The 25,905-nt window shown below is 44.8% G+C and carries 22 protein-coding genes; 9 read left to right on the forward strand and 13 right to left on the reverse strand.

Features of this window, described 5'->3' with window-relative positions; translation table 11 throughout:
- Nucleotides 1–63 precede the first annotated feature (63 nt).
- The 4 genes from NL645_RS11540 to NL645_RS11555 all read left to right on the forward strand — a co-directional run bounded on the left by NL645_RS11540 (nt 64) and on the right by NL645_RS11555 (nt 2,960).
- Nucleotides 64–918, forward strand: a complete 855-nt coding sequence (locus tag NL645_RS11540; RefSeq protein WP_150918277.1) for a co-chaperone YbbN — start codon at nt 64–66, stop codon at nt 916–918.
- A 155-nt stretch (nt 919–1,073) separates the two neighbouring features.
- Nucleotides 1,074–1,991, forward strand: a complete 918-nt coding sequence (locus NL645_RS11545; RefSeq protein WP_005393087.1) for an SPFH domain-containing protein — start codon at nt 1,074–1,076, stop codon at nt 1,989–1,991.
- A 3-nt stretch (nt 1,992–1,994) separates the two neighbouring features.
- Complete coding sequence (locus NL645_RS11550) at nt 1,995–2,456, forward strand: NfeD family protein (RefSeq protein WP_253651735.1); 462 nt, start codon at nt 1,995–1,997, stop codon at nt 2,454–2,456.
- Between the two features lie 324 nt (nt 2,457–2,780).
- On the forward strand, nt 2,781–2,960 hold the full coding sequence (locus NL645_RS11555; RefSeq protein ID WP_074191004.1) for a hypothetical protein: 180 nt from the start codon (nt 2,781–2,783) through the stop codon (nt 2,958–2,960).
- Between the two features lie 338 nt (nt 2,961–3,298).
- Here NL645_RS11555 and NL645_RS11560 read toward each other — a convergent pair whose 3' ends face one another.
- The 3 genes from NL645_RS11560 to zipA all read right to left on the reverse strand — a co-directional run bounded on the left by NL645_RS11560 (nt 3,299) and on the right by zipA (nt 8,277).
- Nucleotides 3,299–4,708 carry a hypothetical protein gene (locus tag NL645_RS11560; protein ID WP_006742721.1) on the reverse strand — a complete coding sequence of 470 codons (1,410 nt, stop codon included), beginning with the start codon at nt 4,706–4,708 and terminating at the stop codon, nt 3,299–3,301.
- Between the two features lie 509 nt (nt 4,709–5,217).
- Nucleotides 5,218–7,230: an NAD-dependent DNA ligase LigA gene (ligA, locus tag NL645_RS11565; protein ID WP_041852978.1), complete on the reverse strand. Its 2,013-nt coding sequence runs from the start codon at nt 7,228–7,230 to the stop codon at nt 5,218–5,220.
- Between the two features lie 90 nt (nt 7,231–7,320).
- Nucleotides 7,321–8,277, reverse strand: a complete 957-nt coding sequence (gene zipA / locus NL645_RS11570; protein WP_104974386.1) for a cell division protein ZipA — start codon at nt 8,275–8,277, stop codon at nt 7,321–7,323.
- Nucleotides 8,278–8,528: 251 nt separating this feature from the next.
- On the opposite strand from zipA, the gene cysZ reads away from it, so the two are divergent.
- The 5 genes from cysZ (at nt 8,529) to crr (ending at nt 13,459) form a co-directional block, all read left to right on the forward strand.
- Entirely contained in the window at nt 8,529–9,272 is a 744-nt protein-coding gene (cysZ, locus tag NL645_RS11575) for a sulfate transporter CysZ (RefSeq protein ID WP_031780324.1), read from the forward strand.
- 164 nt (nt 9,273–9,436) lie between these two features.
- Nucleotides 9,437–10,405 carry a cysteine synthase A gene (cysK, locus tag NL645_RS11580; RefSeq protein WP_005382045.1) on the forward strand — a complete coding sequence of 323 codons (969 nt, stop codon included), beginning with the start codon at nt 9,437–9,439 and terminating at the stop codon, nt 10,403–10,405.
- A gap of 300 nt (nt 10,406–10,705) precedes the next feature.
- Nucleotides 10,706–10,963 carry an HPr family phosphocarrier protein gene (locus NL645_RS11585; RefSeq protein WP_005382043.1) on the forward strand — a complete coding sequence of 86 codons (258 nt, stop codon included), beginning with the start codon at nt 10,706–10,708 and terminating at the stop codon, nt 10,961–10,963.
- Nucleotides 10,964–11,103: 140 nt separating this feature from the next.
- A complete protein-coding gene (gene ptsI / locus NL645_RS11590) occupies nt 11,104–12,828 on the forward strand; it encodes a phosphoenolpyruvate-protein phosphotransferase PtsI (RefSeq protein WP_005393100.1) in 1,725 nt (574 codons plus the stop codon).
- Nucleotides 12,829–12,949: 121 nt separating this feature from the next.
- A complete protein-coding gene (gene crr, locus NL645_RS11595; protein WP_005382041.1) occupies nt 12,950–13,459 on the forward strand; it encodes a PTS glucose transporter subunit IIA in 510 nt (169 codons plus the stop codon).
- A gap of 80 nt (nt 13,460–13,539) precedes the next feature.
- Here the strand turns inward: crr and NL645_RS11600 are convergent, their stop codons facing one another.
- The 10 genes from NL645_RS11600 to flgF form a co-directional block, all read right to left on the reverse strand.
- Nucleotides 13,540–14,664, reverse strand: coding sequence for a flagellin (locus tag NL645_RS11600; protein ID WP_253651736.1), 1,125 nt, complete (start codon nt 14,662–14,664; stop codon nt 13,540–13,542).
- Between the two features lie 117 nt (nt 14,665–14,781).
- Nucleotides 14,782–15,915: a flagellin gene (locus NL645_RS11605; protein ID WP_005393103.1), complete on the reverse strand. Its 1,134-nt coding sequence runs from the start codon at nt 15,913–15,915 to the stop codon at nt 14,782–14,784.
- Nucleotides 15,916–16,421: 506 nt separating this feature from the next.
- Complete coding sequence (locus NL645_RS11610; protein ID WP_006743025.1) at nt 16,422–17,576, reverse strand: flagellin; 1,155 nt, start codon at nt 17,574–17,576, stop codon at nt 16,422–16,424.
- Between the two features lie 423 nt (nt 17,577–17,999).
- Nucleotides 18,000–19,193, reverse strand: a complete 1,194-nt coding sequence (gene flgL / locus NL645_RS11615) for a flagellar hook-associated protein FlgL (protein ID WP_253651737.1) — start codon at nt 19,191–19,193, stop codon at nt 18,000–18,002.
- A 13-nt stretch (nt 19,194–19,206) separates the two neighbouring features.
- Nucleotides 19,207–21,147 carry a flagellar hook-associated protein FlgK gene (flgK, locus tag NL645_RS11620; protein ID WP_012842055.1) on the reverse strand — a complete coding sequence of 647 codons (1,941 nt, stop codon included), beginning with the start codon at nt 21,145–21,147 and terminating at the stop codon, nt 19,207–19,209.
- A gap of 159 nt (nt 21,148–21,306) precedes the next feature.
- Nucleotides 21,307–22,233 carry a flagellar assembly peptidoglycan hydrolase FlgJ gene (flgJ, locus tag NL645_RS11625; protein WP_109169978.1) on the reverse strand — a complete coding sequence of 309 codons (927 nt, stop codon included), beginning with the start codon at nt 22,231–22,233 and terminating at the stop codon, nt 21,307–21,309.
- A gap of 16 nt (nt 22,234–22,249) precedes the next feature.
- Complete coding sequence (locus NL645_RS11630; protein WP_006743028.1) at nt 22,250–23,341, reverse strand: flagellar basal body P-ring protein FlgI; 1,092 nt, start codon at nt 23,339–23,341, stop codon at nt 22,250–22,252.
- A gap of 43 nt (nt 23,342–23,384) precedes the next feature.
- The gene (gene flgH / locus NL645_RS11635) at nt 23,385–24,164 is read right to left on the reverse strand and encodes a flagellar basal body L-ring protein FlgH (protein ID WP_006743029.1); all 780 of its coding nucleotides are present in this window, start codon (nt 24,162–24,164) and stop codon (nt 23,385–23,387) included.
- A 30-nt stretch (nt 24,165–24,194) separates the two neighbouring features.
- Complete coding sequence (flgG, locus tag NL645_RS11640; RefSeq protein WP_005382032.1) at nt 24,195–24,983, reverse strand: flagellar basal-body rod protein FlgG; 789 nt, start codon at nt 24,981–24,983, stop codon at nt 24,195–24,197.
- 18 nt (nt 24,984–25,001) lie between these two features.
- Nucleotides 25,002–25,751, reverse strand: a complete 750-nt coding sequence (flgF, locus tag NL645_RS11645) for a flagellar basal-body rod protein FlgF (protein ID WP_005382031.1) — start codon at nt 25,749–25,751, stop codon at nt 25,002–25,004.
- Between the last annotated feature and the right edge of the window lie 154 nt (nt 25,752–25,905).

Raw genomic sequence — 25,905 nt, forward strand, 5'->3', positions numbered from 1 at the left:
AATTTCCCTTAAATCAACTCCATATCTATTATCAACGACAAGACACAAAGCAAGGATACTCTGATGCAATCCCCATTTATCGTTGAGATAACAGAACAGAACTTTCGCGAAACTCTTGAAGGATCAATGAACACGCCCGTTCTGATCCACTTTTGGGCCAATGCTCAACCAGAAAGCGCACAGATACTCCCTGAGTTGCAATCTCTTGCTCAACAGTACAACGGTGCATTTACGCTTGCTTTATTAAATTGTGAAGATCAGCCAGCTCTAGCGTCTCAATTTGGTGTGCAAGTATTGCCAACTATCGCGCTGTTTATAAATGGTCAAGCCGTCGATGGATTGGGTGGCCCTCAGCCAATTGATGCCATTGCAACCATGCTACAAAAGCATTTGCCAAGCCCAGATGAACAGCTATTAAAGCAAGTCAGTGAACTTCTTCAGCAAGGTGAGCATGCTCAGGCTTTAAGCATCATCCACACTTTGCCGCCAGAACTGCAAGAGCGTGGCGATGTGAAACTCGCGATGGCTGATTGTTTATTAGAAACCAAACAATTTGATGTCGCTCAAGAGCTACTGAACGCTATCCCTCTTGAGTATCAAGATAACTACTACAAGAGTCTAATAGCCAAGCTCGAGCTGCATTTGCAGGCTGCAGATAGCCCTGAGTTACAACGACTAGAACAAACATACGCAGCAGACATGGCAAACTTCGAACTTGCTTGTGAATTGGCGGTACAGTACAACCAAGTGGGTCGTGATGAAGAAGCGTTAGAACTGCTGTGGAATATTCTTAAAAAAGACTTGGGCGCCCAAGACGGTGAAGTGAAGAAGACTTTTATGGATATTCTCAGCGCGCTAGGTCAAGGCAACGCATTAGCAAGCAAATATCGCCGTCAGCTGTATTCGATTCTGTACTAACTCGCTGAAAAGCGAAACTTCAACTAAAGGCCGGATATTCCGGCCTTTGTTATATAAAAAACCAATAACCTCTTAAGGTTCTCAGAACTTCAATTGTCTATTGTCTATAAATAGGTAAAAATGAATCGGACATTATGCACTTAAGGGAATAACTCATGCCAATTGATTCACTGATTACCATCGGTATTTTCGTCGTTCTTGCTGTAGTTATCTTATCTTCAGCCATTAAGACGGTGCCACAAGGAAATAACTGGACAGTCGAACGCTTCGGACGCTACACCCATACGCTAAAACCCGGCTTAAACTTGATCATCCCATTTGTTGATAAGATAGGGCAAAAAGTCAACATGATGGAGCGCGTTCTTGATATTCCAGCGCAAGAAGTTATTTCAAAAGACAACGCTAACGTGGTTATTGATGCCGTCGGATTTGTTCAAGTCATCGATGCTGCCAAAGCGGCTTATGAAGTCAACGATTTGGAACATGCCATTAGAAATTTAACTCTCACCAATATCCGTACCGTTTTAGGCTCAATGGAGTTGGACGAAATGCTGAGTCAGCGTGACATGATCAACTCCAAGCTGCTGGCAATTGTTGACCAAGCCACCAACCCGTGGGGTGTAAAAGTCACGCGAATTGAAATAAAAGATGTCCAGCCACCATCCGATCTAACGGCGGCGATGAATGCTCAAATGAAAGCCGAGCGAAATAAACGAGCGGAGATTCTCGAAGCAGAAGGGGTACGCCAAGCTGAAATTTTAAAGGCTGAAGGTCACAAGCAATCGGAGATATTAAAAGCTGAGGGCGAAAAGCAGTCTGCTATTCTCCATGCTGAAGCTCGTGAACGCGCCGCACAAGCAGAAGCAAAAGCGACTTATATGGTTTCTGAAGCGATTGCCAAAGGCGATATGCAAGCCGTCAATTACTTCATTGCTCAAGGCTATACCGAAGCGATCAAAAGCATTGGTCAAGCCGAAAACGGCAAAATCATTATGCTTCCATTAGAAGCGACCGGACTAATGGGCTCGGTTGCAGGGATAGCAGAGATGTTTAAACAACAAGATAAAGAATAACTTATGGACTTTTTCAGTTTGCTGGAAGGCGTCTCTTTCTGGCATTGGCTAGCCTTCGGTTTTGCACTTCTAGCGGTAGAGCTACTTGGGACGGCGGGATATTTTCTCTGGCTCGGAATTTCTGCACTTATCGTTGGGGCACTAATGACTGTTTTACCAATGAGCTGGCAATTACAATGGCTTTGCTTTGCAAGTTTCAGCTTAATCACCACTTGGTTATGGTGGCGACGACAATGGTCTCAAGACAAGAAAGAAGACCAAGAAAGAGATCTGAACCAAAAGTATAAGCAGTTAATCGGACGCACACTTACCATTGAAGAGGACTTTTCTGTTGGACTCAATCGTATCAAGGTTGCCGATACCACGTGGTCGGCACAGTCGGATCAAGCACTTCCAGCAGGAACGCGCGTTAAAATAAAAGATATCGATGGTATTATTTTAATCATTGAGCCTGATTCTAAGTAATTTATGCCAAAGTAATGGGGCAAACTATGCTCCATTACTTTAATCTAGACAACCGCTTTCATTTCATTGATTTAATTAAAATCGAACAAAAAATAAGTAACAGCAATATTATTAATATCCTACCCTCTCCTTCCAGGAATTTAATTCCTCATCATACGACAATCAATAAGATAGAAATATATCGATATAAATTATCTTTCTAAATTTATTTTAAAAAATAAAACTTTATTGAATTATTTTTTGATCTTTTTGCCCCCCCATACATACTTAACGCATAAGCATTTAAGTTGAATGCTTTTTATTTGGTAAGTAAGAGGATGTACTATGAAGAAACTTCTCTTTTTAATGTTATGCGGTATCTTTTCTTTTTCTTCCTTTGCCTACACTAACGGAAATGGTGGTACAACTAATTTAGGACCGATAGTCGAATGTAAATTGCCAAGTGGTGATGTCACTAATATTCCAAGTGAAATGTGTCGATTTAGAGGCGGAGAATGGAACTAATATAGAAGTCAGTAGTTAGTTCGATATAAGTAAACTATTGATACCTTACTTTTCAGTAAAGTCATTATTTACCCAAGCAAGTAGATATTCAATGTCTACATTAAGGTGATGATTATGAGATTTTTAGCTGGTCTATTGTTAGCATGTTTTGCCCTAGCTCCATTAACTACTCATGCCAATGGTGCTTCAGGTGGACGTACGCTAGCCCCAGAGATAAAGTGTGAGTTACCAAACGGTAACGTGCATATGTTACCGCCGTTATATTGCAAAATATATGATGGTCGAGAAGTAAAATAAAAAAGGAGCCTAGCGGCTCCTTTTTATCATCTCACTAAGTATTAGTGGAAGCTGTAAGGGATAAGAACTTGTAGACGTAGGTCTGTTTCATCCGCATCACCAGCACCAGCGTACTCATCGCGCTCTAGGATTGTACCGTGTAGACGGATCGTAGAACCTTTCAGTGCGCCACTCTGTAGAGAGTAAGATACTGTCGCGTTAACTGCGTATTCACTTTCGTAATCCCAGTCACCTGATGCACCGCTTGCTGCAGAATCAGCACCAGTACCGTAACCAAAGCCTAGGTAGTAGTTCCAGCCGTTACCTTGGTTGTACGATAGACGGTTGTACCACGCTAGCTCACCCGCTTTGTTCCAGTCAGACAGTGCATCCCACCACTGAGACCAAGTACCGTTGTTCATACCGTAAGTATGAATTGTACGTGGAACGAAGTCAGCACGGTTGTCTGTGTCTGTGTAGCGTAGCTCAGACATCCAAGCTAGCTTGCCGAAAGATTGATTCAAAGATAGACCAGTGTGGAAACCTAGACCATCGTATTTCACATCATCGTCAACACCGTAGAAATCAAATGCTAGAGTTGTACGGTCACTCACAGTGTACTTCAAGTAAGCCTTGTAAGAAGTGTTGTCAGTTTCGTTGTGGTAGCTAGTTACTTGACCTGCACCCCAGTCGATACCATTTGCATATTGAACGCCAGTAGCTTGACCCAAACCAAGTTGCATAAACAAGCTGTCAGTTAGGTTACCGTTTAGGCCTAGAGAGTGTAGGTAGCTCCATGAAGTGTCAGACCAAAGCGCTGGCGCGTAGTCATCTTCGTGAAGTAGCCAAGGTGCTGTAAATTGGTCTGCACCAAAGTAGCTTAGGTTGAAATCACCTAGTTTAGCGTTCAGTTCGAAACCACGGTAAGTACCAGGTACGAAACTCCAAACGTTACCAATAGTACCGTTACCACCCGCTTGTAGCATACCAAAGCGCGCGTTGAAGCTTTCGTTTGCTTTGAACTTCAGTGCTGCTTTGTAAACTTTAAGCTGTTGACCATCACCTGCACCCCAGTCTAGGTTGTTACAAGTTGAAATTTCGTTACATAGGTAGCCTTCGTTTGAATTGTAAAGGCTATCGTTGTAAAGGTCGCCAGAATAGTAAGCCGCAACATCTGCACCAACCCAACCATCGTGGTAGCCAGAAGTAAAGTCTAAAATTGCGTTGTAAGAAGAGTAGTTTAGACGACTCCAACGGTCACCGTTTTCACCGCCTGGCTTACCTGTTGTACGAGTACGAGAACGAGTATCAACTAGAAATAATGCATTAAGACTAGAGTCTTGCATAAATTCGTTCACTTTCTCGACGTACTCGCCACCTGCTGCACTTTCAGTAGACGCTGTAGCTGGAGCAACAGCAACAACACCAAACATTGCTGCGGTTAACGCTGAAACCTTAAAAAATTTGTCCATGGAAAAACTCCTAAAAATGGATATAGCTGTATTTTTCTATCTCACCTTTAGTTGGCCGCCGAAGGAGAGAAGTAAATTCCTGATCAAACCTCATTATTTCTAATTTGGCTTTTTTTAGTTCCTGCATACACACCGTGTATCCACGTGATTAAGACTAACTTCGCAGCTAAAAACATCCAAACGGAACTTATTTTTTTTCTAAAAAAATATGAGCCAGTCCAAAGTTCCATATAAGTTGTTGATCCAGATCTTACTTTTAACAACACCAACACAAAAAGACAGTTAAACATTAAATATCAATAACTTAACCCCCCCCTAGAACTCCAACTTGAAGTCACTCGCAGACTAAAGAAGTAAAAAACCTTAATAATTCAATGGGAGATCTTGATCACTGAAAAGATAAAAAGCATAAAAAACTCAATAAAAAAGCACTTAATTATGGGCAAAAAAAAGCCCGACATGCTTACCATGTCGGGCTTTTAGTTATTTTTTAGCTTTTTTGATGAGACTTAATTCATCAACTCGAGTAAGTCTTGTTCTGTTTTGATCTCGATACCCAGTTCTTGTGCCTTTGCCAACTTCGAACCTGCATTTTCACCAGCAAACAAAATATCCGTTTTCTTAGAAACACTACCTGTCACTTTTGCACCTAGGGATTGGAGGGCTTCTTTAGCCTCTGTGCGACCTAATTGAGAAAGTGTTCCTGTCAATACGACCGTCTTACCTTCTAACGGTAGCTCCCCTACCTGCTCAGTAGTATTAATCTCTGGCCAGTGGATGCCTTGTTCAAGCAAATCTTTAACCACTGCTTGGTTCTGCTCTTCACTGAAGAAAGTCGTAATATGTTGAGCAACCACAGCACCGATGTCTTGCACTTCAATTAACTGCTCTTCGTTAGCATTTTGGATGGCTTCCAACGTTTTAAAGTGCATTGCTAGGTTTGCGGCGGTTGCCTCGCCAACTTCACGAATCCCAAGCGAATACAAAAAGCGAGGTAACGTTGTCTCTTTTGATTTTTCTAACGCATTCACAATGTTCTGCGCAGACTTTGGCCCCATGCGATCTAATACCGTTAAAATCCCCGCAGATAACTTAAATAAGTCAGCAGGAGTTTTCACCATCTCACGGTCAACAAGTTGCTCGATCACTTTATCGCCTAGACCGTCAACGTCTAACGCTTTACGAGACACAAAGTGTTTTAGCGCTTGTTTACGTTGGGCTTGGCAAACTAAGCCACCCGTACAACGTGTTACCGCCTCTCCTTCGATTCGTTCAACATGCGAACCACAAACAGGACACTGAGTTGGAAAAATAATATCTCGCGCTGTTTCTGGTCGACGCTCTTTGATGACAGAAACGACTTGAGGAATAACATCACCCGCTCGACGAATCACAACGTGATCACCGATCTTAACTTGCAGACGTTCTATCTCATCTGCGTTATGAAGCGTAGCATTACTTACCGTTACCCCGCCAACAAATACAGGCTCTAGTTTAGCAACAGGTGTAATCGCACCAGTACGACCGACTTGGAATTCCACCTCATTCAACGTCGTCATTTCTTCCTGAGCCGGGAATTTGTAGGCAATCGCCCAACGTGGAGCGCGAGCAACAAATCCAAGACGCTCTTGCACGGCAATATCGTCAATTTTAATGACGACACCATCGATCTCATAAGGAAGGGCATCACGACGCTGCAAGATATCTTGGTAGTAAGCTTTTACATCCGCCAAACTTTCAACTCGCTTGGTCTCCGGGCACATTGGTAATCCCCAAGATTTAATTTGCAAGAAGCGTTCGTAGTGACTTGCCGCCAATTCCGCGCCTTGCACCACGCCTACACTGTATGCATAGAAGCTAAGGGGACGAGAAGCCGTAATGCGTGAATCCAATTGTCGTAAGCTACCTGCCGCAGCATTACGTGGATTAACAAAGATTTTCTCGCCTTTCTTCCTTGCTAATTCATTGAGCTTTTCAAACCCAGCTTTCGGCATAAAGACTTCACCACGAACTTCAAGACGATTTGGCCAGTCATTACCCCTGAGTTTTAAAGGAATGGCTTTAATCGTACGTACATTTTCTGTGATGTTCTCGCCAGTAGTGCCATCGCCTCGTGTTGCCGCCTGAACTAAGACACCGTTCTCATACAGTAAACTAACTGCGAGTCCATCCAGTTTCGGCTCACAACAGTATTCTTTCACACTCTGACTGCCCACCCGCTCTTGTGCTCGCTTATGGAAACTATCAAGTTCGCTGTCATCAAACGCATTATCAAGCGAAAGCATCGGTACTTCATGTGTCACTTGGCTAAACGCAGAGAGAGGTTGTCCACCGACACGTTGACTTGGTGAATCTACGGTAATTAAATCAGGGTTCTCAGCTTCAATATCCAGGAGCTCTCGCATTAAGCGGTCGTACTCGGCATCAGGGATCTCTGGGTTATCTTCCACGTAGTAACGCACAGCGTGGTAATGCAACGACTCTTTTAGTTCTTCTAATCGCTGAAGTACTGATTCAGACATAGTAAAGCCCCGTGTATTTTCAATCGGTGAGGTTGGGAAATCCAAGAAAAAGGGCTCCATCCGGAGCCCTATTATTATTTGCTGTTAAGATTATGCGTTAGCGGCATTAAACTCAACTATTTGACGTCGATAAGACGCTAAACGGTCTGGCGTCATTAAGTTACGCTGGTCATCAAGAACGTTGCCACCTAAATCATCAGCAATTTGCTGCGCAGTTCGGAGCATTAAGTTGAAGTTCTGTTCAGCCTCACCATAACAAGGCAATGTCATGAAGAATGAAATACCCTTCGTTGTAAACTCAGCAGGATCAGCATGCTCAAACGTACCAGGGTGCATCATATTAGCGACGCTAAACAGCACTTTGCCGTTACCGGACAAGTCGACATGACGGTGGAAAATATCCATCTCGCCATAAATTAAGCCGTTTTGTTGCATACTCTCAAATAAAGCAGTACCAACAAATGGCTCTTCACCCGCGCAGTGCACATTCAATACAATCACTTGCATTTCAGGTTCAGGCTTTGGCTCTTCCTTAGGCTCTGCAACGACAGGGTCGCTAACCGTTTCGACTTGCTGTTCTTTCTCAGTAATATCAAACGCGGCGGGAATAGCTTCTTCTTCCGCAGCAGGCTGGAGTGGCTCTTCAACTACTGGTGCTTGAACAACAGGCTGAACGTCCTCTTCTTTATCTTTTTCTGCAACAAATGAAGGGATGTCATCTGGCTCCTGCTGTGTCTGTGTTACTTCAGATGGACCACCGAATAGCGGGTCAGATTCAAATTTGTTGTCGAAAGAACTCGCCATCCCAAAATCTGGTTCTTTGCGATCTTTACGAATGATCTCAAAGTCATCTTCAGGAGCGGGAGCGAAGTCTCGTTCTTTCTCGACAAGATCATTTTTGTCCCCTTGGTCAACATCCAGCTTACCAAGCGGCTTGTTACCAAACTTTGCTTTGCCTTCTTTTTTACTGCTCCACAAACCATGAAACAGCAATGCCGCGATGGCTAATGCGCCAACAACAATGAGTACGAATCGCAATTCCTGCATTATTTACTCTCAATATACTTGTTTTTACTACTCGCAGTTCCTTGAGCAGCAACCCAAGTGCAATAAATCTGAATGATACGTTTACTTTACCAAAACTATATGTAGATTTAGAACAACTTAATGCAAGAAGTTCCGTTTTTTGTTGTGATTCTTGCCACGATTCCACTTAACAAGACGTCATTTGTCAGGGCATTGAAAGAAAAGCCCTCACAGGTACAATGAGTTTTCATTTACACGAAGCCAAAATAGACATGAAGCAAAACAATCAGCAGAGAACCGGATTCGGTTATTTTCTATACGGGATACAATTGGCACTTGCCCCTAAAATCAGACGCTTTGTCATCTTACCTCTACTTGCAAATATCTTGCTTGTGGGTGGTGCCATCTTCTATCTATTTTCAAACCTTAATATATGGATCGAAGACTGGATTGGGCAGCTGCCTGAGTTTTTATCCTGGTTAACTTACATTCTTTGGCCTTTACTCGCTCTGACGATACTCGCTACCTTCTCCTATTTTTTCAGCACGCTCGCGAACTTTATCGCCGCGCCATTCAATGGCCTCTTAGCTGAAAAAGTGGAAGAGTACTTAACGGGACAAAAAGTAAATGATGATGGTTTCACTGCAGTCCTGAAAGATGTTCCTCGCGTTTTAGCTCGTGAATGGAGAAAGCTCCTTTACATCTTACCTAAAGCAATAGGCCTATTTCTGTTATTGCTCATCCCTGCCCTTGGACAAACAGTAGGCCCATTTTTATGGTTTATCTTTACCGCCTGGATGCTCGCGATTCAATATTGTGACTACCCGTTTGATAACCATAAAATCCCATTTAACGACATGCGTTACAAATTGAAACAAAAGCAAGGTAAGGCCTATGGCTTTGGGGTATTGGTGTCTGTGTTTACGACGATCCCAATTTTGAACCTCATTGTCATGCCTGTAGCAATATGTGGCGCAACCGCTATGTGGGTGGCGGAGTTTAAGCACCAACGATAGTCGATTAGAGATTAAGGAAAGGGATCAGCGCCAGCTTTTCCCTTTTCTTTTATCAAGTTCTGGGCCAACCTAATAAGATATAACTTTTTAATCCTTTTCCCTTTTTTTCATACCGCATATTCTTCTATCCATATTCACACAACGTGTAATGAAGGAACATCACTATGAGCAAAATCTACGAAGATAACTCTCTTACTATCGGTAATACACCTCTCGTTCGTCTAAACAAAGTGAGCAAAGGCAAAGTTCTCGCGAAAATTGAAGCGCGTAACCCTAGCTTCAGTGTTAAGTGCCGTATCGGTGCAAACATGATTTGGGAAGCAGAGAAAGCGGGGCTTCTTAAGCCAGGTGTAGAGCTTGTAGAACCTACCAGTGGTAACACAGGTGTTGCTCTAGCATTCGTAGCGGCTGCTCGCGGTTACAAGCTAACATTGACCATGCCTGAATCAATGAGCCTAGAACGCCGTAAGCTACTTAAAGCACTAGGCGCTAACCTTGAGCTGACTGAAGCGGCGAAAGGCATGAAAGGGGCGATTGCTAAAGCAGAAGAAATCGTAGCAAGCAACCCAGAGAAGTACCTACTTCTTCAACAATTTGACAACCCTGCGAACCCAGAAATCCACGAGAAGACTACGGGCCCTGAGATTTGGGAAGCGACAGACGGTGAAATCGACGTATTCGTTGCTGGTGTTGGTACGGGCGGTACTATCACAGGTACAAGCCGTTACATCAAAGGTGAAAAAGGTAAAGCCATCACTTCTGTCGCAGTTGAGCCAGCAGAGTCTCCAGTTATTGCACAAGCACTTGCTGGCGAAGAAATCCAACCTGCTCCGCACAAGATCCAAGGTATCGGTGCTGGTTTCATCCCAGGTAACCTCGATTTAGACATTATTGACCGCGTTGAACAAGTCACCTCAGAAGAAGCGATTGAGATGGCTCGTCGCCTAATGGAAGAGGAAGGTATCCTAGCTGGCATCTCATCCGGCGCGGCTGTTGTTGCAGCTAACCGACTTGCAGAACTCCCTGAATTTGAAGGAAAAACAATTGTAACCGTTCTACCAAGTTCAGGTGAGCGTTACCTAAGTACAGCACTCTTTGCAGGTATCTTTACCGAAAAAGAGAACCAACAATAATATGTGTTCAAATCAATTTTTAGTTTAAAAAAGCCCCGTTTAGGGGCTTTTTTGTTGATCCCTGCCCTACCTTTGGTAATATCAGGGTGTTTTATTTCTAGCTTCAAAATAAAGAAGCAGAACACAAAAAGGTTTCAAAGTGATTACGCACGCAAACAGTTGCGTAGTTACCAAACTTTTGACTAGTATCAGAACTGACGCGCTTTGAACTCTTCCCGTGCTAGCGCACAAGATGTAAAGCAGTTAAGCTAAAATCTAGTCACAAACTAACAAAAAAATACATTTATTGGGGTATATCACATGTACGAGAAGCAAGTAGAAATCACAGCAGAAAACGGCCTTCACACTCGTCCAGCTGCACAGTTTGTTAAAGAAGCAAAAGCATTCGACGCAGACATCACTGTGACTTCTAACGGTAAAAGCGCTAGCGCTAAGAGCCTATTCAAACTACAAACACTAGGCCTAGTAAAAGGTACTCAAGTAACTATTTCTGCTGAAGGCCCACAAGCTCAGCAAGCAGTTGACCACCTAGTTGCTCTAATGGACCAACTACACTAATCCGGTCTCCTACTCCAGAAGCCATTTTGTGAAAGCAAAATGGCTTCGTTGGAAATAGGCTCAAAACTAAGCTAAAACTATTCGTTAGCGCACCCATTATTCTCCCGTTTTATAAAGTTGACCAAACTTAAGGTAAGGCTATGATTTCAGGCATCCTAGCATCTCCTGGTATTGCAATCGGTAAAGCACTACTACTTCAAGAAGATGAAATTGTCCTAAACACAAACACTATTTCTGACGATCAAGTAGAAGCTGAAGTTCAGCGTTTCTTCGACGCTCGTAACAAATCTGCAGCTCAGCTAGAAACAATCAAGCAAAAAGCGCTTGAAACGTTTGGTGAAGAAAAAGAAGCGATCTTTGAAGGTCACATCATGCTTCTTGAAGACGAAGAGCTAGAAGAAGAGATCCTAGCACTTATCAAAAACGACAAGATGACTGCGGATCACGCTATCCACTCAGTTATCGAAGAGCAAGCATGTGCTCTTGAGTCACTAGATGACGAATACCTAAAAGAACGTGCAACTGACATCCGCGATATCGGTTCTCGTTTTGTGAAAAACGCACTGGGTATCAACATTGTTTCGCTTAGCGACATCAATGAAGAAGTTATCCTAGTTGCTTACGATCTAACGCCATCTGAAACGGCACAAATTAACCTAGACTACGTACTTGGTTTTGCTTGTGATATCGGCGGTCGTACATCTCACACTTCAATCATGGCTCGCTCTCTTGAGCTTCCAGCTATCGTTGGCACTAACGACATCACGAAAAAAGTTAAGAATGGCGATATGCTGATTCTTGACGCGATGAACAACAAGATTGTTGTTAACCCATCAGAAGCTGAGCTAGAAGAAGCAAAAGCGGTTAAAGCGGCATTCCTAGCTGAAAAAGAAGAGCTAGCGAAACTGAAAGACCTACACGCAGAAACGACTGACGGTCACCGTGTAGAAGTTTGCGGTAACATCGGTACAGTGAAAGACTGTGACGGTATCCTCCGTAACGGCGGTGAAGGTGTTGGTCTGTACCGTACTGAATTCCTATTTATGGACCGTACTGCACTTCCAACTGAAGAAGAACAGTACCAAGCGTACAAAGAAGTTGCGGAAGCAATGAACGGTCAAGCTGTGATCATCCGTACTATGGATATCGGCGGCGATAAAGATCTCCCATACATGGATCTTCCAAAAGAGATGAACCCATTCCTAGGCTGGCGTGCTGTACGTATCAGCCTGGATCGTCGTGAAATCCTTCGTGATCAGCTACGTGGTATCCTACGTGCGTCTGCACACGGTAAACTGCGTATCATGTTCCCAATGATCATCTCTGTTGAAGAAATCCGTGAGCTTAAGAAAGCGATCGAAGAGTACAAAGAAGAGCTACGCGCTGAAGGCCACGCATTCGACGAAAACATCGAAATCGGTGTTATGGTTGAAACTCCTGCTGCTGCAGCGATCGCACACCACTTAGCGAAAGAAGTATCTTTCTTCTCTATCGGTACAAACGACCTAACTCAGTACACGCTAGCGGTAGACCGTGGTAACGAGATGATCTCTCATCTTTACAACCCACTATCACCAGCAGTACTAACCGTGATCAAGCAAGTTATCGACGCTTCTCACGCAGAAGGAAAATGGACTGGTATGTGTGGTGAACTTGCAGGTGACGAGCGTGCAACGCTTCTACTTCTAGGTATGGGTCTGGACGAGTTCTCAATGAGCGGCATTTCAATCCCTAAAGTGAAGAAAGTAGTTCGTAACTCTAACTTCGCAGAAGTGAAAGCAATGGCTGAAGAAGCCCTTTCTCTACCAACAGCTGCAGAAATCGAAGCAGTGGTAGAAAAGTTTATTGCTGAGAAAGCTCAGTAATCGGTAGTACCAAGTAATTCAATACTTAATGGCCATTAGACGGCGAAAAAAGTCGTCTAATGCGCTATATTGGTATACTATAATTCGACAGAATAAAACCAAACCTTAGGAGCATGACACAATGGGTCTGTTTGACAAACTTAAGAAGCTTGTATCTGATGACAGCGCTGACGCTGGTGCTATCGAAATCATCGCGCCACTTTCTGGTGAGATTGTAAACATCGAAGACGTGCCAGATGTTGTTTTCGCTGAGAAAATCGTTGGTGACGGTATTGCTATCAAGCCAGCAGGCAACAAAATGGTAGCTCCTGTAAACGGTACTATCGGTAAGATCTTCGAAACTAACCACGCATTCTCTATCGAGTCTGACGACGGTGTTGAGCTTTTCGTTCACTTCGGTATCGACACAGTTGAACTAAAAGGCGAAGGCTTCACGCGTATCGCTGAAGAAGGTCAAACTGTTAAAGCTGGCGACACTGTTATTGAATTCGATCTAGCTCTTCTAGAAGAGAAAGCGAAGTCAACGCTAACTCCAGTTGTTATCTCTAACATGGACGAAATCAAAGAGCTGAACAAGCTTTCTGGTTCTGTGACTGTTGGTGAAACTCCAGTTCTACGTGTAACTAAGTAATTTTTACTTAGCCGGACACGAAAAAACGCTGCCATTGGCAGCGTTTTTTATTACCTGAAGTTTATGCTTTCTTACCAGATTCAACTGAGTAGACCAAGTGCCGAACTCGGCCTTTGTTTTGCCTGAGCCAATAACGCAGTTGTCGCATCTTGGAGCACTTGAGAACGCACCATTTCCGTAGATTCTCTTGCAAAATCTGTATCTCTTATTCGACTCTTGGATTCTGTAACACTCCGATTCACGGTATTTAAGTTATACACCGAACCATTTACACGGTTCTGAAAGCTGCCAATTTCACTTCGGTGCGAATCAACGTACTTAATTGCTGCATCAATCACCCCAATTGAAAACTGCGCCTTACCAGCCGTCGACATATCGATGTCATCCATTGTGACTGATTGACCGGTGCTTATATCAAGCTCATCCGCTAAACTGCCTTCTAGATGCACGCCCTCTGGCGCAATCATCGTAGAGGCAAAGAATTGCAGCTCATTATTTTCCGTTACTGAGGCACTCACTACCGATTGTTGAGCATTGATGTAAGTGGCGACCTGTTCTATGCGATCACCCAATTTGAGCCCAATGGATTCCGTTTGGGTTTGCCCTTTACTGTCTTGGTATTCGACTTTTAGAGTTTGGTTATCTTTAGTGACTCGCCAATCTTTATCGACCGCATCACCAACATAATGCTGCCCTCCCATCTCTGGGATATGGCTACGCATATTACGTAACGTCAAAGAGATTGAGTTAGCGTTCGCGCCAATATGGAAACTTTGTGAACCGTAAGATCCATCAAACAGGTTTTTATCCGCAAATGTCGTTGTGATCGCGACACGATCAAGCTCATCCTGCAGCGCTACGACCTCGTACTGGATGCTTTGTCGGTCACTGGTATCGTTACTACCGTTTGCTGCTTGAAGCCCTAGAGAGCGTAACCGTTGCAAAATATCACTGCTCTCATGTAACGCGCCTTCCGCGGTTTGCGCTACCGAATAAGCATCGTGCGCATTTCTTAAGGCGACATCAAGCCCTCTCGTTTGCACATGGAGAGTATTGGATATCTGTAAACCTGCCGCATCATCACTCGCCGAATTAATTCGAAAACCAGAAGTTAGGTTGCGTTGTGACTCGACGTTTTGCGCTGCCGCTTGACTCAAGTGTCTCTGCGCCACCATCGCGGCAACATTGGTATTTAAAGAGACCATCTAATCGATATGAGTGCCTTGTCGAACATCCTGTTGGGACGCATCTAAATCGTTATAGCCGATAAGCAAAAAAGCCAGGGATAAGCCTGGCTTTTGTATCTTGTCTTATTAAGGTGATTAACCTAGCAGACTTAGTGCTGAGTTTGGCGCTTGTTTCGCTTGCGCAAGGATTGAGCTTGACGCTTGCGATAGAATTTGTGACTTGGTCATTTGAGTCGTTTCTTTCGCGAAGTCAGTATCTTTGATACGGCTCTTCGACGCGTTCACGTTCTCGTTGATGTTATCCAAGTTACTGATTGCATGGTTGAAACGGTTCTGGAATGCACCCAGCTCTGCGCGGTGGCTGTCTACGTATTTCAGTGCCGCATCGATGATAGCCACAGATTCTTGTGCGCCACCAACTGAGGTTACGTCGATAGTATCTACCGTTACTTTTTTACCTTCGCCCAAACCTAGCTCGCCAGATAGGCCGCCTGAAAACTCGACTTCGCCTTCGACTTTGTTGTTGCCAGCAAAGATTTGCAGTTTACCGTCTTGGTCCACTGAGGCTTTCACTAGGTCAGTTTGACCGTTAATGTAAGTCGCAAGCTCTTCGATATCATCACCCGCTTTTGCGCTGATGTTGATTTCTTGCTCTTGGCCATAGCTGTCCGTTAGGTTGATTTTTAGGTCGTTCTTACCTTCAGCAACGTTCCAGTCTTTACCTTTACCACTTTCAGCTTGGTAGCTTACACCGCCCATCATTTTGTTGTCTGAACGCATGTCTTTGAGCTCAAGCATCACGGCTTCACCGTTATCCGCACCGATTTGGAACGATTTCGCACCGTGTGTGCCGTTTAGTAGCTTGTTACCACCGAAAGAAGTAGTTTCTGCGATACGGTTTAGTTCGTCGTTTAACGCGGTCACTTCTTCTTGAATCGCCACACGCTCTGATTTCGAGTTTGAGCCGTTTGCTGATTGTAGAGACAAGTCACGCATACGTTGAAGAATGTTAGTGGTCTCGTTCATTGCACCTTCAGCGGTTTGTGCAATTGAGATACCGTCGTTCGCGTTGCGAACCGCCACATCCAAACCACGGCTTTGTACGTTCAAACGGTTCGAAATTTGTAGACCCGCAGCGTCATCTTTTGCGCTGTTGATTTTGAAACCCGAAGACAAACGCTCCATAGAAGTTTGTTGAGCTGAGTTTGCGTTGTTTAGGTAACGCTGGGCGGTCATCGCTGATACGTTAGTGTTTACATTCACTGCCATGGTGATTTCTCCAATTGATTTTCCGGTATAGCGGTTTCCGACGTCTCGGAAAACCAAGTAGTTCTCTCAAAGTTACCCCTATTAACGACACCAAATTCAGAAGCTTTAGAAAAAAATTTAAAAAAATAACATTGCGAGATTTGGCTAAAAAAATTGAAGAAAAGTAAGAAAAAGTGCTCAAGTTTCCACAAATCGAGCCGAGCGGGCCAAATTGTATAGAAAACCAGCAAAAGGAAACAATTGAAGGTAAGTTCGCAGACGATAGACGTGAGAATTAGAAAAGAAAAAGCCCCTTTTCCTTTGAGAGAACTGGGGCTAGGTTGGTCGCCAGAGCCTATGTGGAGATCAAGAGAAATGAACACATTTCCGGCATACCGAGTGCAACTTTACATTGAAAATGATTGGCAGGTGAGAGATGAGAGAGCCGCTCATTCTATTATAAAGTTGCTTGCCAAAAGCCTGCATTCCCATCCACGTCTGAATGTATTGAGTACAGGCTAAGTAAACTACTGCAATAGTGACATTGCAGAGTTTGGCAACTGTTTCGCTTGAGCAAGAATCGATGTACCTGCTTGTTGCAAAATTTGTGCTTTGGTCATTTGCGTGGTTTCTTTCGCAAAGTCCGTGTCTTTAATTCGGCTGTTCGACGCGTCAACGTTTTCTTGGATGTTTGCCAAGTTGTTGATGCTGTGACTCAGACGGTTTTGCTTCGCACCCAGATCCGCACGTTGTGAATCCACGTATTTCAGTGCCGAATCCAGCACAGAGATAGCGTTTTGAGAACCTTGTACGGTTGTCATATCAATATCTTGTACTGATGTTCTAAGAGGTTCATCGCTCAAACCAAGCTCAGACGCCAATCCACCCGAAATTGAAATCTCACCCTGAACGTTTGGATGTGCAACAAAAACTTGTAACTTGCCATCTTCACTTACAGACGCGTTGATCATATCAGACTGACCATTAATGTACGTAGCAAGCTCTTCGATGTCGTCACCTGCTTTTGCATTAATGTTGATTTCTAGATCATCGACATTGCCGTCTTCGTCTTCACCCATACCTGGCAAAGTGATTTTTAGGTCCGATTTAGCAGGGTCAACGCCCCAATCTTTATCTTTACCGTTTTCCGATAAGAAGGTCACACCGCCCATGCGAGTATCGTCCGCACGAATGCTGGTTAGCCCCATAATCATTGCTTCACCTGAGCTCGCACCAATCTGGAATGCCGCTTCACCGAATGAGCCGTTCAATAGACGACGGCCACCGAATGACGTGGTTTCTGCGATACGGTTTAGCTCGTCAATCAATGCCATTGACTCTTCGTTGATCGCCTGACGCTCAGCCGGAGAGTTAGTACCGTTCGATGATTGAATCGCCAGGTCACGCATACGTTGCATTACTGACGTTGCCTCATTCATCGCACCTTCAGCGGTTTGGGCAATCGAGATACCATCGTTCGCGTTACGCATTGCGACATCTAGACCACGAGACTGTGCGGTTAAGCGGTTAGAGATCTGTAGACCTGCCGCATCATCTTTTGCACTGTTAATCTTATGTCCTGAAGATAAGCGCTCCATCGACGTATTTAATTCGTCAGTCGCTTTGTTTAGGTAACGCTGCGCGGTCATCGCGGAGACGTTAGTACTAACTGTTACAGCCATTTTGCTCTCCTTTTGAGTTCGCAAGCTTTTGCGAAGCGGCCAGCTTTACTCTCATTTGGATAAGCACTGACCGTAAAAATTACTTGCTAAATCTGCCTTAAACGCAGGGTTTAGAATCTCTAAAGCTGTTCTGATATTTTCAATACAATTTGTGTGCCAACTTATAAAATTTATTTCACCGCTTTTAAAAGAAGCACATAAACAATAAGTTAGCGTTATCACTAAACCATTTCCGGATAATGAGGCTCATCTTGCTTCATAGATATTGACCGCTACTTTGTTGCCGCCCGACTTGCCTCTCGCGTCATTGCCGCTTTGGGTAAAATCGTGCCGCATAGCATGACTCTTAATTTACGTCGATTTATCGCACTTAAGGCTTTGCACATAAGGCATCAAAAATCAGACAGTGTGTCTTAAGTCAGACTAAATATAGTTAAACAGAGTTAGCTCTTTGGTCTTACCGAATGCTTGTTGCGATGCCTGTAACGCTCGCGAGTTTTCACTGAACTCGATAACGGCTTTAGAGTAATCCAAATCCTCAAAGTTGCTCTTCGCTTTCGCCAGAGACAAATTAAAGTCTTCGTGGTTTTGCTCTTGGATATCGAGCGTGCTCAATCGAGCGCCAGCATCAGTACGCGCTTTATTCAAATGGATAAAAGCAGCGTGAAATTCTTCTGTCATTTGGTGCAATTTGGCGGTCGCCGACGTATCCGACACCGATTTATCTGACCACGCCATTGCATCCTTGAAGGTATCGAAAATGCTGAACTCTGCCCGCTTTTCGATCTCGATGCTATCGCCAGGCGTAATTTGACCTTTTACGTGCACTTTCAGGCCTTTGTACTCAATGCCTTTTTCTGGAGAAAACTCATCGGCATCCACGACTTTACCGTTACGCTCTAGTTGGTAACCAAATTTGCCGTTGTTCATATCGACAAATGTCACGCGATACGCCGCATCATCCTTCGTATCAACGTTAGTGGCTCTGTTTAATAGCAACTCAGAACCGTTTTGTAGATCGTAATTCGGCTGATAATCGCCAAATGGGTTTGGTATCTCCATAAACAGCTTGCTGCCAGGATCGTTCATTGGCATCTCAAGCATGCTGGAGACTTTCATTTTGCGCTGGTAATCGTCTCCAGCGTACTGAACACTACCGTCTTTATCGCGATAGAATGGTTGGCTTTTTGGCTTAGTGCCAGCAAACACGTAGTTACCAGATTCATCTTGCGAGTTCACTAAGTTAAGGAAGTTGTTCGCAATCTCTTCTAACTCACGCTTCTTTGCTTGTCGGTCTTCCGCAGAAAAGGCACCGTTAATCATCTCCATCGTTAAGCGCTTCGACTCGTCGGCAAAATTCTCCGCATTGGCGATATTAACTTCGTGGTTTTCTAGACGATTACGCACCAACACTATCGAGCTAAGATATTGTTGTAGCTGTTCTTGTTGCTGACTAATATTTTGAATGTAATGCGACGCAAGGGGATCGTCGCTAGGTTTCAGTAACTTTTTTCCTGAAGCAAGTTGCTCTTGGTTATGGTGAACCTTATTCTCTTGACGACGCAAATCATTTTGCACGGACTGATAGTTATGGAAACTAGAAATTCGGGTTAGCACTTATCTCTTCTCCTTACCTCAGTTGTAAAATGGTATTGAAGGTGTCATTCGCCGCTTGCATCACACGTGATGAAGCCATGTACGCTTGTTGAAACTTCATCATGTTGGCCGCTTCTTCATCAAGGTTAACGCCAGAGATAGAAGCAACGCGCTCTTGTGCCGCTTCATGCTCTAAGCGAGCGACAGAGGCTAATCGGTTTGCTGTAGAAGATTTCAATCCGACTTCGGTATTGAGGTTGTGATAAACATCAATCAAAGTACTGGATTTTCCGTCCATCATCTTGTCTGTTTGGATCTTCTGCATTTTTCTCAAGTTGCCATTACCACCTTCCGAAGGCACCAAGTTCGCGGTGAACTTGTCATTCATCAGCGCACCTTCGCTCAGCTCAAATACAGTCGCATCGCCATTTTTATACAGCGGATGACTTTTCGGCACTGAGATTTCAATCATCGGGTTATCTTTGTCTAGCGGGTATGAGTATTTGTCCGATAGCAAATTGCCTTTGTTGTCCGTGATCTTTAACCATGGCTTATCATGTTTCTCGTCGGCTGGTTGTACGGTGACCTCAAACTCTTTGACATCCCCCGCCTCACGAATTTTGAACTTGGCGTTACCTTGAGCAAAAGTGGTTGAAGCTTCATAACTTTGCGCGGCAATGGCTTTTGCATCATTGGTTTCCATCTTGATGATGGCTGCGCCACTTCGTGTTGGGCGCAACAATACGCGCTCACCAGCGGCAAGACCTTCACCAATTTGCACTTTCATACCATCCAGAACAAACGAAGAATCCGATTGATCAATGTTCAACGACATTTGCTCACCTTTCGGTGTTGTTACGCTATACTGGTCGCCATCATAACGTAGCGAATATTCACCACCTTTGATCGCTGAGATATCATCAATGTAAACCGCAACATCAGCTTGAGAGTCAGGCGCAGCAAAAACTCGAGATTTTGCCACCAGCTCAGAGTTCACGTCGGTAAATACGTCTTTACCTATCTTACCGTTAAGATCCAGACCTTGAGATTGCAGCTGATTAATTTTGTAGGAAAATCCCGTCGCTAAGCGGCCCATTTCATCCTGAAGTTGCGGAATGTGTTTGTCGCGCATTTCAAGCAAGGCACCGATTTTGCCATCCATGTCGTCAGACTTGATCGCTTTAATGCCATCTCCTTCCACCATCGCTAATCGTCTTTGGTGAACATCAGGATAGCCGTCAATCATTTTGAGCTGGCTTGCTTCCGTGCCAGAAACTAGCGTGTGTCCATTGCCAATGTGAACATTAAACCCTTCCGCATTTTTGCGTGGGGTTACGGTAACTTTGGTGTACTCAGATAACTCAGTAACCAGCTTTTCATGCTGGTCCATCAAATCATTATGTGGACCGGGTGTGCGCATCATTAACCGATGCACATCGCGGATTTCCAAGGCAAGTTGGTTCACGCGTTCAATGCCCATATCCAATTTTTTATTGGTCACATCAGATTGCAATCGCACGGTTTCATGGAAGTCATTTAATGTATCAGAGAAGATTTTCGCCTTTTCCAATACCACTTTCCGTGCCCCCAAATCGTTCGGGGTATCTGCCATGGTTTTGACCGCATCGAACCACTCGTTCAAGTTCTCTGGAATTTTCTTCGATGCAACTGAGCTCAACATGCTAGAGAGCATATCAAGATTGTCTTGGGTATCCGTTTTGTTGGCATTGTTGGTTGACGACAAGTTCAGTTCATTCACGGCAAACTGATCCCACGAGCGGCGAACATTTTCCACATGCACACCCATGCCGTAGGTAGAACCACCAAACATGCGCGGATCATTCGTACCTTGGATAACAGACTGGCGGCTATAACCCTCTGTATTAACATTAGAAATGTTATGACCAGTGGTGTTTAATTGTCTCTGAGCAGTAAGCACACTTTGAGTACCTACATTCAGAAGATCTGACGCCATACATGCCCCCAAAAACGAAATAAAATCGGCAAAACCGATCACCTAGACACATCAAAGCAAAAGGTGTGCCAAATAAAATAGAGGTGTGAATGTTCAGAAAAAGTAAAGGCTTGCACAGTGGCAAGCCTTCGAAAACAACATGAACTGGCGAAGAGTAAATTACATACTTTCGATTTTCTGCTTCACCTGCAGGACTTTGTCTGCGTAATTCGGATCAGTCGCGTAACCCGCGCTGTGGATGCCGCGAATGAAGGACTCTGAATTCCCTCGCTGTTGCAATGCCATCTCGTAACGTGGGTTGTCATTTAAAAAGCGCACAAAGTCATTAAAGCTGTCTTCGTAATTTGAGTAGGCGCGAAACGCTGCCGTCTCTTTCACTGGCGTGTTATCGTGGAACTCTAGAGTTTGAGTCGTCACTTTGTCCCCCCGCCAGCTTCGATCTGCTTTGATGTTAAATAAGTTGTTGCTGCTGCCACGCGCGTTCTTCACAACCTTTTGTCCCCACCCCGTTTCCAAAGCCGCTTGAGCAAGTAGCAGAGATGGCTCGACACCTAGGGCTTTAGCGGCTTTCTCCGCGTATGGCTTCATCGAGTTAACAAAAGATTCTGGCGAATCGAATCGAGTTGGTTCATTGCTTGGTCGAGATAGCTGACCAGATTCAATCAAGCGCTGTTCAATCTCACGCGCTTTTTTCGGGTCAACACGACGATATTCCACGGCATTATTTGCCGCATCACGCATTGCCGTTTCACTCTTGTCGTTACCTTGTCCAGCCGTTAATTGCTTAACAATCATATCGGCCAAGCCCATTGAACCAGACGAACTGAGCTCACTCGCCATCTGCTCATCGAGCATTTGTCGATAGAACTTCTCGTTCTGGCTGTTCATCATGTTGGACTCAAAGCCCTCATTGGCTTCTCGCATGGATTTCAACATCATGGAGGTGAAAATAGATTCGAACTGACGAGCTGCTGCACGCAGTGCTTCTTGCTCGCCATCTTTACCTTCCTTCACTGCTTTTTGACGCAGGGTATCCAGCGAACTGATGTCATGAATAAAACCAATGTCGTTAGGATTGTTCATTATACCTACCTCCTAACCATTAAATGATGATCAACTGGCCTTCAATGGCACCAGCTTGTTTCAATGCTTGCAAGATAGCCATCAAATCCGACGGCGCTGCGCCGACTTGGTTAACGGCACGGACCAAATCATCCAACGTTAAGCCTGGCTCGAACTTAAACATCTTGCCCTGCTCTTCGCTAACTTCGATATCCGAGTCTGGCACGACAACGGTTTGCCCACCAGAAAAGCCGTTCGGTTGGCTAACATTCAGGTTTTCTTTGATCGCAACCGTCATGCCACCATGCGTTACCGCAGCAGGTTTGAGACGAACATGTTTACCAACTACGATGGTACCCGTGCGAGAGTTAACGATGATTTTGGCTGCGCCATCTGCTGGGTCGAACTCTAGGTTTTCAATTGCCGATAAGAACGCCACACGCTGGCTGACATCACGAGGGGCACGTACACGTACCGACGTCGCGTCTACTGCACTCGCCATTTGTGGGCCAAGGAAGTTGTTTACCGCATCCGCCATACGTTGAGCCGTTGTGAAGTCTGACTCAAGCAAGTTGAACGTGATGTAATCACCACGACCAAATGGGTTTGGAATTTCTCGCTCTACTGTCGCACCACTAGAGATAAGACCAACGGTTGGATTGTTACCTACGATTTTTGAACCGTCAGCACCTTCAGCACTGAAGCCGCTCACCACTAAGTTACCTTGAGCAACCGCGTAAACTTGACCATCGAGACCTTTGAGGAACGTTTGCAGTAGCGTACCACCACGCAAACTTTTGGCACTTCCGATGGAAGAGACTGTCACGTCTACTTGCTGACCCGGTTTAGAGAAAGGCGGCAACTCTGCCGTTACCATGACTGCAGCAACGTTTTTAATTTTTGGCTTTGTGCCCGGCGGCATCTGAATGCCGAAGTTTTGCAGCATAGCGGCGAAACTTTGCTCCGTAAACGGGTTCGCTTCGCCTGTGCCAGGTAAGCCTGAAACCAAACCATAACCCACGAGTTGGTTGCTTCGTACACCTGCCACTTGCGCGACGTCTTTGATACGTGCAGCTTGGGCAGCGGTAGAAAACAGAGCAACGCTCATCAGTATTAAAAGGAGTTTTTTCATGCTTACTTATCTCTTGCAGTCAAATTGCCGTCAGCACGGCGTGTTATAGCGCTACATTAAAGAATCGTGCCAAGAAACCCGGCTCTTGCATATCTTGTTGTACACCGGTGCCAGAATACTGAATTCTTGCGTTAGAAACGCGGTTTGATGCAATAGTATTGTCGAAACTAATGTCATCCGGACGAATAGTGCCGCTTAAACGTATGTACTCATCACCCGTATTAAGCGTCATCCATTTTTCTCCACGGATAACGAGGTTGCCATTTGCCAAAACTTCAATCACCTCAACAGTAATGTAACCACTGATGCTGTTACTCTGCTTAGCAGAAGAGTCACCCGCAAATGAGTTTGAGTTATTTAAGTCATAAGAGAAATTGTATTTGCCACCAATTTGCAGCTCTTCGCCACCCACTTGAAGCGGGTCCATTTGCGCTTCATTGGTTTTCGATAAATCGGCATTGGCGCTTTTCGTGGCGCTGGTAGTCTCATCCAGTGTCACGGTAATAATGTCGCCAATACCACGTGGCTTGGAATCGTCGTAAAGATCGGTAATGTGCTCGGCGCTAAACAGTGAACCTGTTGCAGCAGCATAATGCTCAGGTTTCTTTTTCGGATGAATAGGAGCCCATGCAGGATCACCCGCAACCGGATCGCTTCTGCCACGCAGTGTATCCACGATACCGCTGCTCTCTTCTTTCGATTTATCGCCTTCTACCGCGTCAACCACCGTCGTTGCTTGTGTCACTTCATCCGTTTCAATCGGCTCTAACATGGCACAACCCGACATCGTGGCAATCAAAGCAAGTAGACAAATACGTTTCATCGTGAGCTCCTCAATTCTTGCTCTTAACCGTTATAACTGCTGGTTAACGAAGCTCATCATCTTATCGACTGACGAGATCACTTTTGAGTTCATTTCGTAAACGCGCTGGGCTTCGATCATGTTGACCAACTCTTCCGTTACATTCACGTTAGACGCTTCCAGCATAGATTGACGGATTTCACCCAAACCGTCCAAACCAGGAACACCTTCTTGTGGATCGCCACTGGCACCCGTTGGTAAGTAAAGGTTCTGGCCAATTGGCTCTAGGCCACCTGGGTTAACAAAGTCTGTAATGGTTAGCTGACCAACGACTTGGTTGTCTTGCTGACCACGGACGCGAACCGATACTTCACCATCCGTACCGACAGTGATAGAAATCGCATCTTCTGGAATCACAATTTCAGGTTCTACAGGGTAGCCAGAACCCGACGTGACTAACGTGCCTTCACCATTTAACGTGAACTGACCGTTACGGGTGTAACCGATGTTGCCATCCGGCAACGTCACTTGGAAGAAGCCGTCGCCTTCAACCATCATGTCCAGTGCGTTGGTCGTTGTCTGCGCATTACCATGCGTGTGCACTTTTTGCGTCGCAACCACTTTAGAACCCGCACCTAGCATCAAGCCACTCGGAAGCTCAGTGTTCTGAGATGATTGGCCGCCAGGCTGGTTGATGTTCTGATAGAACAAATCTTCGAATACCGCACGGCTCTTTTTGTAGCCCACAGTAGAGGCGTTCGCCAAGTTGTTCGAAATCGTGGCAATGTTGGTTTGTTGGGCGTCTAGACCTGTTTTACTTACCCATAGTGCTGGATGCATAGTGAACCTCTAACTCTGTTAACTCATACGAAGCAGTGAATCTGAAGATTTATCCATCTCTTCAGCAGTGCTCATCATCTTGACTTGCATTTCAAACTGACGCTGTAAGTCAATCAATGCGGTCATTTCACCTACGGCATTCACGTTACTGCCTTCAATCGCTCCTGTCTGGAGGCTAACAGTAGCGTCTGCTTCGTAAGGTTGGTTTGGAGTTTTATGGCGAAATAAGCCATTGGTGTCTTTAAATAAGCTTTGATCATTAGGCTTAACAAGCTTAATGCGATCAACCGCTTGGAATTCTTCCGCCGGGGCACCTTGAGGAAGCACAGAGATGGTGCCATCACGACCGATTTCAATTTTGGAGAGAGGAATAGGCAAAGTAATCGGCGCATCGTTTTCACCCAGCACCAAATGGCCACTTGCGTTAGTAAGCATGCCATTTTGATCGACTTTTAGGTTACCGTTACGGGTCAACCCTTCTTTACCCGTGTGATCGAGTACCGATATCCAGCCGCTGCCTTCAATAGTCACATCCAGATCACGCCCTGTTGTAATCACACTACCTTGAGCAAAGTTATGCCCTGGACGCTCTGTCATGCTGAACACACGTGAAGGATGGCCTTCACCATAAGCCTGCATTGAGCGAGCCTGTGCTAAATCCGCACGAAACCCTGTCGTGCTTACGTTAGCCAAGTTATTAGCACGCAATTGTAGTGCCTGCATATTTTGCTTGGCCCCACTCATTGCGAGAAACAGTGCGCGATCCATAAATTACTCCAAAAACTTCTCTGTACACGGAGTAAAAGCAATAGTTATGCCAACACAAAATGAGCTTATTTATCAAACACTTAAATAAGAAACAAAAGATTAAGAGGGGTTTCAGTGGCAGAAAACTGCAACAAGGGGCAAGGTTTTGATCCAC

The sequence above is a fragment of the Vibrio sp. Y51_MX_L26 genome (assembly GCF_024181935.1).
GTDB lineage: Bacteria > Pseudomonadota > Gammaproteobacteria > Enterobacterales > Vibrionaceae > Vibrio > Vibrio diabolicus.

Bases quoted from the DNA above. Each gene is read 5' to 3' on its own strand.
- NL645_RS11540 (WP_150918277.1), top strand. From the start codon at position 64: ATGCAATCCCCATTTATCGTTGAGATAACAGAACAGAACTTTCGCGAA.
- NL645_RS11545 (WP_005393087.1), top strand. From the start codon at position 1,074: ATGCCAATTGATTCACTGATTACCATCGGTATTTTCGTCGTTCTTGCT.
- NL645_RS11550 (WP_253651735.1), top strand. From the start codon at position 1,995: ATGGACTTTTTCAGTTTGCTGGAAGGCGTCTCTTTCTGGCATTGGCTA.
- NL645_RS11555 (WP_074191004.1), top strand. From the start codon at position 2,781: ATGAAGAAACTTCTCTTTTTAATGTTATGCGGTATCTTTTCTTTTTCT.
- NL645_RS11560 (WP_006742721.1), bottom strand. From the start codon at position 4,708: ATGGACAAATTTTTTAAGGTTTCAGCGTTAACCGCAGCAATGTTTGGT.
- ligA (WP_041852978.1), bottom strand. From the start codon at position 7,230: ATGTCTGAATCAGTACTTCAGCGATTAGAAGAACTAAAAGAGTCGTTG.
- zipA (WP_104974386.1), bottom strand. From the start codon at position 8,277: ATGCAGGAATTGCGATTCGTACTCATTGTTGTTGGCGCATTAGCCATC.
- cysZ (WP_031780324.1), top strand. From the start codon at position 8,529: ATGAAGCAAAACAATCAGCAGAGAACCGGATTCGGTTATTTTCTATAC.
- cysK (WP_005382045.1), top strand. From the start codon at position 9,437: ATGAGCAAAATCTACGAAGATAACTCTCTTACTATCGGTAATACACCT.
- NL645_RS11585 (WP_005382043.1), top strand. From the start codon at position 10,706: ATGTACGAGAAGCAAGTAGAAATCACAGCAGAAAACGGCCTTCACACT.
- ptsI (WP_005393100.1), top strand. From the start codon at position 11,104: ATGATTTCAGGCATCCTAGCATCTCCTGGTATTGCAATCGGTAAAGCA.
- crr (WP_005382041.1), top strand. From the start codon at position 12,950: ATGGGTCTGTTTGACAAACTTAAGAAGCTTGTATCTGATGACAGCGCT.
- NL645_RS11600 (WP_253651736.1), bottom strand. From the start codon at position 14,664: ATGGTCTCTTTAAATACCAATGTTGCCGCGATGGTGGCGCAGAGACAC.
- NL645_RS11605 (WP_005393103.1), bottom strand. From the start codon at position 15,915: ATGGCAGTGAATGTAAACACTAACGTATCAGCGATGACCGCCCAGCGT.
- NL645_RS11610 (WP_006743025.1), bottom strand. From the start codon at position 17,576: ATGGCTGTAACAGTTAGTACTAACGTCTCCGCGATGACCGCGCAGCGT.
- flgK (WP_012842055.1), bottom strand. From the start codon at position 21,147: ATGGCGTCAGATCTTCTGAATGTAGGTACTCAAAGTGTGCTTACTGCT.
- NL645_RS11630 (WP_006743028.1), bottom strand. From the start codon at position 23,341: ATGAAAAAACTCCTTTTAATACTGATGAGCGTTGCTCTGTTTTCTACC.
- flgH (WP_006743029.1), bottom strand. From the start codon at position 24,164: ATGAAACGTATTTGTCTACTTGCTTTGATTGCCACGATGTCGGGTTGT.
- flgG (WP_005382032.1), bottom strand. From the start codon at position 24,983: ATGCATCCAGCACTATGGGTAAGTAAAACAGGTCTAGACGCCCAACAA.
- flgF (WP_005382031.1), bottom strand. From the start codon at position 25,751: ATGGATCGCGCACTGTTTCTCGCAATGAGTGGGGCCAAGCAAAATATG.